Source organism: Desulfosoma profundi (assembly GCF_055387865.1).
Window position 1 is genome coordinate 2,718,993 of the sequence record NZ_AP042420.1, and the last position, 12,222, is coordinate 2,731,214.

Sequence of the window (12,222 nt, forward strand, 5' to 3'; positions counted from 1 at the left end):
GAACAACGGGTCCAGATCCGAAAAGCTTTGGGTCCATCCGGCAACCAAGGTTCTTTTGCTCGAGTCGTCCGCGATAGAGGGGCTGACTGCACGCGAGGTGTTTTCCGGGTTTTCCGGTCGGACATGGGGATGCTTCATGGTCGACTCCGCAGGGAGACAGTCCAGGGGCTTCGGCTTTGGATCTTGTGCGGAGCGACGTTTTCCAGTAAAGGGAAAGGGAGTTGTGCATTTGATGTCTGGGAGATAGGACACCGGGAGATCCCGAAGGTCGGGTCGGAGGATGTAGAAGATGATGCGCTTTGAAGCCCCGAAGCCAAAGGAAAGCCTCCTGAACAACGGTGAGCCGGTCCTTTTCAAGGTCTTGGTTCGAGACGACGAAGAGGCTGTGCGCGCTTTTTATCACGACATCCCCGATCATGAGGTCGAAGGATTTCGAGATCAGGTGCCCGATCCCCGAACCGTGGGGACCTGGATCCGCCAATTGGATCAGCTGCGCGTGCTTCCGCTCGCGGCCTGGAACGCGCCCCGGACACGCATCGTCGGTCTGGCCACACTCAACCGACTGGCCGGCGGGTATCGGCATGTGGCCGAAATTTATGTGGTTGTAGGAGCCGACCATCGCAAGCTCGGTCTCGGTTCTTCCCTCATCAAAGAACTCATCGAAATCGGCACGCGTCAAGGCCTGTACTTCCTCGAAGCCAAGGTGCTCATGGAAAACCAACTGGCGGTGCGTGCGTTCCGTCAGTTGGGATTTGAAGTCAAAGCCACCTTGGAAGACTACTTCATGACCCGTGACGGCAAAACCAAGGATGTGGCTCTCATGCTCAAGAGACTCCGTTTCGACTTGGAAGAGGACTTTTTTTATTTGTTTTAGGGCGTCCCCGTGAGCTCACGGAGGGGAGAAACCGACAACACACTAGCCCATATCCCGTTGACACACAAGGGGCGATCCGGTAAGTTGAAGAATCATTTCACATGTACGTGTGCCCCTTCCCGAGGTAAAGGCCAGAGAGGCTGGAGGAAGAGCTCATGGCGACCAAGGCAAAGATACTCATAGTGGATGATGATCCGGATTTTGCCAAATCGACGAAAATGATTCTGCTTGCCGATGGGTACGAAGTGGTCATCGCTTCAGACGGCAAAGAAGGTCTTCGAAAGGTTCAAGAGGAAAAGCCCGATCTGATCATCCTGGACATCATGATGGAAAGCATTTTTGAAGGCTTCAGCCTCGTCAGCAGCGTACGCTCCGACCCTCAGCTGTCGCCTTTCAAGCATATTCCCATCTTGATGGTGTCCAGCGTTCGGGCGGACACAGGGTCTCGTTTCGCTTTCGACGACGCGGAAGACATGGGCTCTTTGTCCGAGCCGGACGATTATCTGGATAAGCCCTTCAAGCCCAAAGAACTCCTTGATCGAGTGGCCGATCTTCTGGCACGGCGCCGATCCGCCTAAGCGTCGAACGGGAAGGTCTTGCCCCGGGCGGACGGGGTGCGGCCGGCTCCGCTCTCGCCAAACCCCAGGGGTGGAGGCTGTGCCCATGGCCAGTGTCGGCCGATCGCTCCCCGTTCGTTCGGAGAGGCCGGCTTCTTTGGGAGCCGATGGCACCCCATCGGCAAAGGGGTTCTCCCGTGGATGCTCCAAAAATCTTGGTCATCGATGACGAAGAAATCGCTCGGGTGGCGTGCCGACGCGTGTTGGCTCGGGAAGGCATGCAGGTGACTCTGGCGTCCAGTGGCCGGGAGGGGTTGGAGAAGCTCATGTGTGATCCGTGCGACCTTGTCCTGGTGGACCTCAAGATGCCGGAGATGGACGGGGTGGAAGTGGTGCGGCGCATTCGGGACTTTGATCCCAGTATCGTCTCCGTGCTGATCACCGGCTATGCCACCATCGAAAGCGCCGTGGCCGCCATGAAGGAAGGGGCCTACGACTACCTCCCCAAACCCTTCACGCCCGAAGAGTTGCTTATTGTGGTGCGTCGCGGCTTGGAGAAGCGGCGGCTGGACCTCGAGTCAAGAGCCCTGCGCGAGGAAAAGGAGGCCATGGAGCGCAATTTCGTGACCATGGTCACCCACCAATTGCGTTCGCCTCTGGCGGCCATTCTCCAATACTTTGAGGTGCTGCTGGGAGGTATCGGCGGGGATTTGAGCGAAGCGCAGCAGGAAATGCTGGGTCGGGCCAAAGAGCGTCTCGAATCTTTGATGCAGCTCATCAACGACTGGCTCGACATGAGCCGCTTGAGCGAAGGCGACATTGTCAAGCGGCTCCAGCCCACGACCCTGGCCGCCTGTGTGGACGCGGCCCTGAAGGGGTTGGAATGGGCGGCGAAGGAGAAAAAGGTCACCATCGAGGTGGACCTGCCTAGGGATGTCCCGTCCGTCCAAGCGGATCCGGATACTTTGCGAGAAGCCCTGAGCAATTTGGTGGCCAACGCCATCAAATATAACCGCGAAGGTGGCCAGGTGGCCATTCGGGCGCGACACGAGGGGCCTTGTGTCGTTGTGTCTGTGGAAGATACAGGGGTAGGGATTGATGCCAAAGAGATCCCCTTCATTTTTGACCAGTTTTATCGGGGAAAGGATCGAGAGATTCGTGCCCAGCAGGGGACGGGCTTGGGTTTGGCCATCGCCCAAAAGGTGTTGCGGGCTCACGGAGCAACGTTGACCGTGGCCAGTGAAAAGGGGAAAGGGTCCGTGTTTACCTTTTCTTTGCATGTGGCCCGTGGGGAAAACCCAAGTCTCGAGGACAAGTCATGAGTTGGATGGTGCCGGGGATCGGGTGCGGAGGTGCGGGACAGGGCTTGTGAATGCACAATTTTTTCCTTGACCTTCAGGGATACGTTGTGCAAAAAATCACGTGTCACCCTTGGAAGTTGTCCTCGACTCCCCCATGGATCGGCCCCGACGGATGAAGTGTGGAGGTTCCTTTCTATGGAACAGATTCTTCAGGATGTGGATGCGGTCATTGACCAATGGGGCGCCAAGCCGGAATCTCTCCTTCAGATCATGTTGGATGTGAACCACAAATTCAACTATCTGCCGAAGGAGAGCCTGTTACGAATCTCCGAGCGCTTGCGCATGCCCATCAGCCAAATTTACAGCGTGGCCAACTTCTTCAAAGTCTTCAGTTTAACGCCGCGCGGCCGCACCATGGTGCACGTGTGCACCGGGACGGCCTGTCACGTCAAGGGAGCGCCAAAACTCCTCGACCGCATGCGGCAGGATTTGGGGCTGGAGCCGGGTCAGACCACGGAAGATCTGGCCTTGACTTTGGAGACGGTCAACTGCGTGGGGGCGTGCGCGTCGGCACCGGTGGTGGTGGTCAGTGGGGAAACCTACAGTGAGGTGACTCCGAACAAGATGGCGGCGCTGGTCAAAGAGATCAAGGCCAAGAACGCGTAGGTGGAAAACCATGAAGCGGCTCACGAGCATACAAGATCTGGACGCGTTGCGGCAGCAGATCATCGAAAAGCGCAAACACATCCGCAAGCGGATCCGCGTCTGCAACGGCACCGGGTGTCACTCGCAGGGGAGCCAGCGGCTTGTGGACGCCTTTGAGCAGGTGTTGGCCGAGAAAGGGCTGACGCGCGAATACATGGTGGTGCCCACGGGGTGCAATGGATTTTGCGCGGCCGGTCCCATCGTGGTCATTGAGCCCGAAGAGGTTTTTTACCAGAAGGTGAAACCGGAACGGGTGCCCGAGATTGTGGAGCGCAGTGTGGTCGGCGCTGAGGTCGTCGAGGATCTCCTGTACGTGGATCCCATCACGGGAAACCGGATCGTCCACGAATACGAAATCCCGTTTTTCGCCAGACAGCAGCGGATCGTCTTCAAAGACACTGGAAGCAACTTCGTGCGTGATATTGAAGACTATATCTCCCGCGGCGGGTATTCCGCCCTGGCGAAGGCGCTCTCCTCCATGACCCCTGAACAGGTCATTGAGGAAGTGAAAATCTCAGGCCTACGCGGCCGCGGCGGGGGTGGTTTCCCCACGGGCGTCAAGTGGGAATCCTGCCGGCGGGCTCACGGGGATATCAAATACGTTATGTGCAATGCCGACGAAGGGGATCCCGGCGCCTACATCGACCGGTCTCTTTTGGAAGGCAATCCCCATCAGGTCTTGGAAGGCATGATTATCGGGGGTTACGCCATCGGCGCCACGGAAGGCTACATCTACGTTCGGTTTGAATACCCCATGGCGGTGGAAAACGCCATCTGGGCCATCCATCAGGCCAAGGAATACGGCCTGCTGGGCGATAAGATTTTAGGGACGGATTTCAGTCTGGACATCCACGTGAACAGGGGGGCCGGGGCTTTCATCTGCGGCGAATCCACGGCGCTCATGGCCTCACTGGAAGGAAAGATCGGCGAGCCTCGCGGCAAGCACATCCACACGGTGGAAAAGGGCCTGTGGAACCGTCCGAGCAACCTCAATAATGTGGAAACCTGGGCCAACGTGCCGCTCATCATCAACAACGGCGGGGCCTGGTATGCCTCCATCGGCACCGAGCGCAGCAAGGGCACCAAGATTTTCTCTCTGGTGGGCAAGATCAACAATACGGGTCTTGTGGAAGTGGCCATGGGCACGCCCTTGCGCACCATCATCGAGGATATTGGGGGCGGGATCCCGGGTGGCCGCAAATTTAAAGCGGTGCAGACAGGGGGGCCGTCGGGAGGGTGCGTGCCGGAACGGCTCATCGACCTTCCCGTGGACTTTGAGCGGCTGAAGGAAGCAGGCTCCATGATGGGCTCGGGCGGCATGATCGTCATGGACGAGGTGACCTGCATGGTGGATGTCGCCCGCTATTTCTTGAACTTCCTCGTGGAAGAATCGTGCGGCAAGTGTATCCCGTGCCGGGTGGGCGTCAAACGCATGCACGAGCTCGTGGTGGATATGTGCGAAGGGCGGGGCACGCCGGAGCATCTCACAAAGTTGGAAGAGCTGTGCCATGCCATTGAAGAAACGGCTCTGTGCGGCCTGGGCAAAAGCGCGCCCAATCCTGTATTGAGCACGCTGCAGTATTTCCGGGACGAATATGAAGCCCACGTTTATGACAAAAAATGCCCGGCCAAGATCTGCAAGCCCCTGATTCAATATGTGATCGATGTGGACAAGTGCACCGGTTGTGGGGTGTGCCGACGACGCTGCCCGGAAAATGCCATCATCGGCGTGAACAAGGAATGTCACGTCATTGACGAGGAGGTGTGCGTCCGGTGCGGGATCTGTATCGAGTCCTGTAAGTTTAAAGCCATCTACATCGAATAAGAGGGACGTTCTATGCAGCCGCAAGTCCTGCTTGGAGATTTCCTCGCCATCGCCTTCTATCTTCTGCTCGGTGTGGTGTTCGCGGTCATCCCCATTATCCTCTCGCATCTCATTGTGCCGCGGAGCACGGGACGGCGGCGGGATGAAACGTACGAAAGCGGAATGGAAACCATCGGCAGTGCCTGGATTCAGTTCACGGCCGCCTACTATATTTACGCTCTCATCTTCTTGGCCTTCGACGTGGATGTGCTCTACCTCTTCCCGGTGACCCTGGCCTACGGCCAATACGCATTTCGAGATTTTGTGGAAGTGTTTCTGTTTTTGGCCATTTTGTCTCTGGCGATTGTCTATGCGTGGCGAAAAGGAGTGTTTGAGTGGAAAACCAAAGAACAGCGCCCGTAATCCAGTTCGCCCTGCTGGACGACCTTCTCAATCTGGCACGGGCCAATTCCCTCTGGCCCATGACCTTTGGGCTGGCCTGTTGCGCCATCGAAATGATGGCGGCAGGGGCATCGAGATTTGACTTGGATCGGTTCGGCGCCGGGGTGTTTCGGCCGTCCCCGCGGCAATCGGACGTGATGATCGTGGCTGGAACGATTTCAAAAAAAATGGCCCCGGCCATTCAGATGCTGTGGGACCAGATGCCCAACCCCAAGTGGTGCATCGCCATGGGCAACTGCGCCATTTCCGGAGGGCCTTTTGAATACGACGGTCAGTACGCCATTGTGCCGGGAGCGGACCTCATTGTGCCCGTGGATATCCACATTCCCGGGTGTCCTCCACGGCCCGAAGGCCTGATCCAAGGGATTTTGGCCCTGGAAGACAAGATCACCAAGGGCGAGAAGCGCAACGTGTTGCGCCGTTTTCAACGTTTGGAAAGGGTAGGTTGATCATGGCGGCAAGAGACGAAGCGGTGCGGCGCATCCGGGAGCTCCTCGGTGACGGGGCCGTGACAGCGGATCCCGACTTTCGCAGCGGGGTGTCGTGGACCGTGGCATGCCCCACGGACTCCCTCATCGCGGTCATGGAGGTTTTCAACGACACCGGGTTTTACCTGGAATCCCTGACAGTCTTGGATTTTCAGGACACGTTGGAACTGGTGTACCACATGAATACCTACGAGCCGCAGGCCCGCATGGCGGTGCGCATTCTGTGCCCGCATGATGGGGAGGTGCCTTCGGTGACGGGGGTTTTTGCGTCGGCACTCTGGCAGGAACGGGAAGCGTGGGAGTTTTTTGGGGTCCGGTTTGCCGGACATCCGGATCTCAGGAGGCTCCTGCTTCCGGAAGACGCCGATTTTTATCCGCTTCGAAAGAACTTCGGCACCGTTCACGCTTACCGCACACGGGAAGAGGTTTATGGCTGAACAATTCCCTCAACCGGTCCAGCAGCAGCTCTACAGTTTAAACCTGGGGCCCCAGCACCCGAGCACCCACGGGGTGTTGCGCGTGCTCCTTACCCTGGACGGGGAATATATCCTGAAAGCGGATCCCATCATCGGCTACGGGCATCGAGGACATGAAAAGATGGGCGAAAACCGGACCTATCTTCAGTTCATGCCCAACGCCAGCCGTATGGATTACCTCTCCGGCCTGATCTACAATCACGGGTTTTGTCTCGCCGTGGAAAAGCTCACGGGCATCGAACCGCCGGAACGGGCCAAATACATCCGGGTGATCTGCGCCGAGCTGAACCGCATCTCCAGCCATCTGCTGTGGTTTGGCACGTTCCTTATGGACTTGGGGGCTTTCACGCCGTTTCTTTACTGTTTCGACGACCGCGAAAACATTCTGGACATTTTGGACCGGGTGAGCGGTTCCCGGCTGACCTATAGCTACTGCAGGTTCGGCGGTGTGAGTCGGGATGTGGATGAAGTGTTCGTCGAGCAGACGCGGGCTTTCCTCAAAAGGCTCCGCAGTCGCTGGCCCGACTATCACAACCTGGTGACCAAGAACATCATTTTCATTCACCGGGTGCGGGATGTGGGAATCATCGACAAAGATCTGGCGCGCCGGTTCGGGGTCACCGGGCCCAACCTTAGGGCGGCGGGGGTCCCCTTTGATATGCGCAAGGTGGAACCCTACGAAGTCTATGACAGGTTCGATTTCGAGATTCCAACGGGGACCAAAGGGGACGCGTTGGACCGCTATCGCGTGCGCCTGGAAGAGATGGAACAGAGCTGTCGGATTATCGAACAGGCCTTGGACCAGCTCCCGGACGGCCCGTACCGGCAGGAACGCGTGCGACTCAAAGTGAAACCGCGCCGAGGGGACGTGTACTTTGCATTCGAAAGTGCCCGAGGGCAGACAGCGTATTATCTGGTCAGCGACGGCAGCCCTTATCCGTACCGCGTCCACGTGCGGGTTCCCAGTTTTGGCAACCTTCATTGTCTGACCGAGGTCTTGCAAGAGACGCTCGTCGCCGATGCCATTGCCATTTTAGGCAGTATCGACATCGTCGTCCCCGAAATCGACCGCTGAATCGGTTCGAGGCGTGTCGAAGCCTTCGGCCTTGGGATCGACGGCCTGTGCCACCTTTCAGTAAGGAGATCGTCCCGTCATGATGGAAGCCGCCGCAACATCGGGTGCCTACTGGCTCAGACTCATCGTCGGTCTGGTCATTGTCCTCATCTTCAGCCAGCTGAACGCCCTCTTTCTGGTGTGGCTGGAAAGGAAAGTGGCCGGTCATATCCAAGTCCGGCTGGGCCCCATGGAAGTGGGCCCACACGGGTTGCTCCAGACCATCGTGGACGGCATCAAGCTGGTGGGCAAAGAGCTCATCACTCCCGAGCGGGCTGACCGCAAGCTGTTTGTCATCGCTCCGGTGCTCGTTTTCATGCCGGTCTTGGTGGCGTTTCTCGTTTTGCCCTTTGGCCCGGACCTCATCATCCGTGACATGAACGTCGGGCTTTTGCTGATCTTCGCCTTTTCCACGTTCAGCGTCTTGGCGATCCTGGTGGGCGGGTGGGCATCCAACAACAAGTACGCCCTCCTGGGGGCGATTCGATCCGTCGCCCAAGCCGTGGCCTACGAAATCCCATTGCTGCTGTCCGTCATGAGCGTGGTGCTCATGGTGAACTCTTTCCGGTTCAGTGAGCTCGTCATGGCCCAGCAACGGGTGTGGTTTGTGTTCCTGCAGCCCGTTGCGGCGCTCATCTACTTCATTTGCGCCACAGCCGAAACGAACCGGGCACCCTTCGACATCCCTGAGGCGGAATCGGAATTGGTGGCGGGGTTCCACACCGAATACAGCGGCATGCGTTTCGGGCTCTTTTTCCTCGCCGAATACACCAATATGTTCATCGTGTGCGCGGTCGCCACGAGCCTTTTCTTCGGGGGCTGGCACGGGCCCTTCGGATTTAGTTTTAAAATCCCCGGGGTTGTGTGGTTCTTGGCAAAAACCTACTTCCTGTTGTTTGTCCTCATGTGGTTCCGCTGGACATTCCCCCGGGTGCGCTTCGATCAGCTCATGAATTTTTCATGGAAGGTGCTCATTCCCCTGAGCATGCTCAATTTGGTCGTCACGGCACTGGTGCTGAAGCTGGTGTGACGGGATTGCGTTGGATTCCGGGATGAAGGCGCAGGGCTAAACGGAGTTAAAGGGCGGCTATGGGATACTGGAAAGACATCGTGCTGGGAGGCTGGAGCCTCATTGAAGGAATGAAAGTCACGGGCCGGGCTTTGTTCAAGCCGGTGGTCACCGTGCAATACCCTCGAAAGCACCTGGAGATGTCCCCGGCGTACCGCGGACACATCGAATTCAAGGTGTTTCCTGAAACAGGCACCCACGGCTGCATTGCGTGCGGGACCTGCCAGCGCGTCTGTCCGTCGGGGGTGATCAAGGTCCAGGGGGTGAAGACCCACGCCCGAAGCGGGAAAGTGGCCACCCATTACGTCATCGATTATACGCGCTGCAGTCTGTGTGGGTTGTGCGTGGAAAGCTGCCCGACGCAGACCTTGAAATTCAGCACCGAATACGAGCTCGCAGGCGATTCCCGATGGGACGGCGTGGTGGACTTGGTCGCAAGGATGGAGGAAAGCCGGTCATGAGCGGGAATTTTGTCATCGACAGTCTGGCCCACGGAGCCTTTTGGGTGGTGGTGGGCATCGTTTTCGGCGGGGCCGCTCTGGCGGTTTTTCCGAGAAACATTGTCTATAACGTGCTCGGGCTCATTCTGTGCCTGACCGGTGTGGCCGCCCTTTTCCTCTATCTTGGAAGTTTCTTCCTCGCCTTGATGCAGCTTCTCATCTATGTGGGGGCCATCTGTATCGCCATCGTTTTCGCCATCATGCTCTCACGCCCGCTGCATTTGGAAGTCCCCAAAAGGCGCATGCCGAAGCTCGCGGCCGGTATTGGAGCCGCGGCGCTCTTTTTTGCCGGGATCGTGGCCGTGAGCTGGAAGACGGCGTGGAAGCCGGCGGCCGAACGGGGGACGGACTGGACCATCACGACCATCGGCCATTTGCTCCTCACGCGCTATGCGTTGGTTTTTGAAGTCATCTCCCTGGTGCTGCTGGTGGCCATCATCGGCGCCATTGTGACCACAGGATTCAGCCGGAGGTTGTCTTCGTGAACTCACTCAGCGTCTATTTGATCGTCGCGGCGGCGCTCTTCAGCCTAGGGCTTTTCGGGGTGCTCATGCGTCGCAACCTCATCGGAATGCTCATCTCCATCGAACTGATGCTCAACGGTGCAAACCTCAACTTTATGGCCTTCAACCGTTTCCTGGCGCCCGAACCGGCGGTGGGGCAGATCATAGCCTTGTTTGTCATGGGGATTGCGGCGGCGGAAGCGGCCATCGGGTTGAGCATCATCTTGGCGCTCTTTCGGCGGTTGCGCTCCATCAATATCGAACGAGCGCAGCGGCTGCGCGGCTGAAAGCCCGTTTCTCACGGTTGGGTGTGGCTTTGTGATCCGTATAACTTCAGCGTGTGAAGGACGATGTCCATGATGTGGCTACCGCACGATCCTGTTCTGACCGCAGCCTTGGCCTGCGCCACCTTGCCGTTCTTGTCCATGGCGGTGATCCTGATCTTCACCCGCCGGCATCCAAGGGTTTCCTGCGGCATTTCGGTGGGGGCCATTACGGTGTGCTTGGGCTCGGCCCTGTATCTGCTCATGAGCCTGCGGCATGCGCCGGCTGCCGTGGAATACCAGTGGGCCTGGATCATCTCCAGCGACATGATCATTCCCTTCGGGTTTCTCCTGGACCGTCTGAGCCTGCTCATGCTGACCATTGTGGCGGTGATCAGTTTCTTGGTCCAGGTGTACTCCATTGGCTACATGCACGGGGATCCCGGCTTCAGTCGGTATTATGCGTTTCAGTCTCTCTTTGCCTGGGCCATGATGACCATGGTCATCGCCCCGGGAATGCTGCAACTGTACATTTTCTGGGAATTGGTCGGCCTGGCCTCCTACCTTCTCATCGGCTACTACTACGAAAAATGGAGCGCCTCCCAGGCCGGCAAGAAAGCCTTTGTCATGACTCGCCTGGGGGATATCGGCTTCTTTCTCGGCATCATCACCGTCCTGTTGGGATTTGGGGATCTTGGGATCCAGAGCATGAACGCCGCGGCGCAGGCGGGGGATATTCATCCAAGGGTGGTGACGCTGGGGGCTCTTCTGATCTTCTGCGGGGTGGTGGGCAAAAGTGCGCAGTTTCCGCTCCTCACCTGGTTGCCGGACGCCATGGAGGGTCCGACCCCAGTGAGCGCCTTGCTGCATTCGGCGACCATGGTCGCGGCCGGCGTGTATCTCATGAGCCGCATCTTTCCCTTCTTTGCGGCCTCTCCGGACGCCATGGCCGTGGCCTTGATCATCGGAACCATCACCATGCTCCTGGCTTCGACGATGGCCTTTGCCACGTATGACATCAAACAGGTCTGGGCTTACTCAACCGTGAGCCAGCTCGGGTTCATGGTCATGAGCCTGGCTGCGGGAGGATACTTCGCCGGTGTATTCCACCTCACCACCCACGCGGGATTTAAAGCCTTACTGTTTCTGTGTTCTGGCATTTTCATCCATGAGTATCATACCAACGACATGCGCGAGATCGGCCGTGGCGGGGGACGCAAGCTGACCATCCCCATGGTCTGTATGACTGTCGGCGCCTTGGCTTTGGCGGGGATCTTCCCCTTCTCCGGGTTTTTCAGCAAAGAAGCGATCCTTGGCGTGTTGGCCGCGTATCCCAATAAACTGTACTTGGGTGCAGGGCTCTTGGGGGCGCTGATGACGGCTTATTACAGCTTCCGGTTGATTTTCTTCATCCTGTTTCCCAGACAGACGGTCGAAACGGTCCATGCCCACGACGAGAGCCACGGGCATGGCCATGGGCATGGGGATGACCATGGCGGCGGGCATCATGGGCACGTGTTCTGGGCCATGGCGTGGCCGGTGATGATCTTGGCCGTCGTCACCCTGGTGCTGGGATTCTTCCAGACGGAGATTCAAGGCTACCTTTTGGGGCACGAAGCGGTCTTGCAGGGTCACGAGGCCGGCGGGCACGGGGAGCATGGTCTCGGGCATTATCTGCTGCTGATCACGGCCGTGAGTCTTGCGCTGGGCGGTGTGTTCTTCGCCTACTTGGAGTTCGGCTGGAAGAAGGCCTCCCAGGAAGGCTTCCTGCGCAAATTTCCCGCGGTGGAAACCCTGTTCGCCAACCGCTGGTATATGGACCATTTCTACCGCAAGGCCTTGGATCTTTTGGTCTATTGCGGTTTCACCAATATCTTCACGCGCAATGATCGGCGTGTCATCGACGGCGGCATCGACGGAATCTGTCGCTTTACGGTAGGCGGCGGCCGCGCGGTCAGTTTCCTCCAGTCCGGGATGCTCCAATACAACTTGGTGCTCATGGTGGCGGCCGTGGGGGTCCTGGTCCTGGTGTTTGCCTTGTAGCAGCGCGGAGTCCCCAAGGCTGGGGAGACGAACGAAACGAAGCGAACGTTTAGACGCGAGTGG

At 58.0% G+C, this 12,222-nt stretch carries 14 protein-coding genes; all 14 read left to right on the plus strand.

All coding sequences use genetic code 11. The features are described from left to right. The first annotated feature begins 289 nt into the window (after positions 1-289). The 14 genes from ACZ5K9_RS11770 to ACZ5K9_RS11835 all read left to right on the plus strand — a co-directional run bounded on the left by ACZ5K9_RS11770 (position 290) and on the right by ACZ5K9_RS11835 (position 12,159). The gene (locus tag ACZ5K9_RS11770) at positions 290-874 is read left to right on the plus strand and encodes an N-acetyltransferase family protein (RefSeq protein WP_464271527.1); all 585 of its coding nucleotides are present in this window, start codon (positions 290-292) and stop codon (positions 872-874) included. A gap of 155 nt (positions 875-1,029) precedes the next feature. Further along, positions 1,030-1,452 (plus strand): response regulator, encoded by a 423-nt coding sequence (locus ACZ5K9_RS11775; protein WP_464271528.1) that lies wholly within the window; start codon positions 1,030-1,032, stop codon positions 1,450-1,452. Positions 1,453-1,628: 176 nt separating this feature from the next. Then, positions 1,629-2,753 (plus strand): ATP-binding response regulator, encoded by a 1,125-nt coding sequence (locus ACZ5K9_RS11780; RefSeq protein WP_464271529.1) that lies wholly within the window; start codon positions 1,629-1,631, stop codon positions 2,751-2,753. A 174-nt stretch (positions 2,754-2,927) separates the two neighbouring features. Next, complete coding sequence (locus ACZ5K9_RS11785) at positions 2,928-3,398, plus strand: NADH-quinone oxidoreductase subunit NuoE family protein (protein ID WP_464271530.1); 471 nt, start codon at positions 2,928-2,930, stop codon at positions 3,396-3,398. Positions 3,399-3,408: 10 nt separating this feature from the next. Next, positions 3,409-5,262 carry an NADH-ubiquinone oxidoreductase-F iron-sulfur binding region domain-containing protein gene (locus ACZ5K9_RS11790; RefSeq protein ID WP_464271531.1) on the plus strand — a complete coding sequence of 618 codons (1,854 nt, stop codon included), beginning with the start codon at positions 3,409-3,411 and terminating at the stop codon, positions 5,260-5,262. Between the two features lie 12 nt (positions 5,263-5,274). Beyond that, entirely contained in the window at positions 5,275-5,664 is a 390-nt protein-coding gene (locus ACZ5K9_RS11795; protein ID WP_464271532.1) for an NADH-quinone oxidoreductase subunit A, read from the plus strand. Continuing rightward, the gene (locus ACZ5K9_RS11800; protein WP_464271533.1) at positions 5,637-6,152 is read left to right on the plus strand and encodes an NADH-quinone oxidoreductase subunit B; all 516 of its coding nucleotides are present in this window, start codon (positions 5,637-5,639) and stop codon (positions 6,150-6,152) included. The genes ACZ5K9_RS11795 and ACZ5K9_RS11800 overlap by 28 nt, the downstream gene beginning before the upstream one ends. Before the next feature lie 2 nt (positions 6,153-6,154). Continuing rightward, the gene (locus ACZ5K9_RS11805; protein ID WP_464271534.1) at positions 6,155-6,628 is read left to right on the plus strand and encodes an NADH-quinone oxidoreductase subunit C; all 474 of its coding nucleotides are present in this window, start codon (positions 6,155-6,157) and stop codon (positions 6,626-6,628) included. After that, positions 6,621-7,742 carry an NADH-quinone oxidoreductase subunit D gene (locus ACZ5K9_RS11810; RefSeq protein WP_464271535.1) on the plus strand — a complete coding sequence of 374 codons (1,122 nt, stop codon included), beginning with the start codon at positions 6,621-6,623 and terminating at the stop codon, positions 7,740-7,742. Before ACZ5K9_RS11805 ends, ACZ5K9_RS11810 begins: the two co-directional genes overlap by 8 nt. Before the next feature lie 82 nt (positions 7,743-7,824). Beyond that, positions 7,825-8,811, plus strand: a complete 987-nt coding sequence (gene nuoH, locus ACZ5K9_RS11815; protein WP_464273970.1) for an NADH-quinone oxidoreductase subunit NuoH — start codon at positions 7,825-7,827, stop codon at positions 8,809-8,811. Positions 8,812-8,870: 59 nt separating this feature from the next. Next, the gene (locus tag ACZ5K9_RS11820; protein ID WP_464271536.1) at positions 8,871-9,311 is read left to right on the plus strand and encodes a NuoI/complex I 23 kDa subunit family protein; all 441 of its coding nucleotides are present in this window, start codon (positions 8,871-8,873) and stop codon (positions 9,309-9,311) included. After that, positions 9,308-9,835 (plus strand): NADH-quinone oxidoreductase subunit J family protein, encoded by a 528-nt coding sequence (locus ACZ5K9_RS11825; RefSeq protein WP_464271537.1) that lies wholly within the window; start codon positions 9,308-9,310, stop codon positions 9,833-9,835. The genes ACZ5K9_RS11820 and ACZ5K9_RS11825 overlap by 4 nt, the downstream gene beginning before the upstream one ends. Further along, positions 9,832-10,140, plus strand: coding sequence for an NADH-quinone oxidoreductase subunit NuoK (gene nuoK / locus ACZ5K9_RS11830; protein WP_464271538.1), 309 nt, complete (start codon positions 9,832-9,834; stop codon positions 10,138-10,140). Before ACZ5K9_RS11825 ends, nuoK begins: the two co-directional genes overlap by 4 nt. 69 nt (positions 10,141-10,209) lie before the next feature. Beyond that, complete coding sequence (locus ACZ5K9_RS11835) at positions 10,210-12,159, plus strand: NADH-quinone oxidoreductase subunit 5 family protein (RefSeq protein WP_464271539.1); 1,950 nt, start codon at positions 10,210-10,212, stop codon at positions 12,157-12,159. Positions 12,160-12,222: the final 63 nt, after the last annotated feature.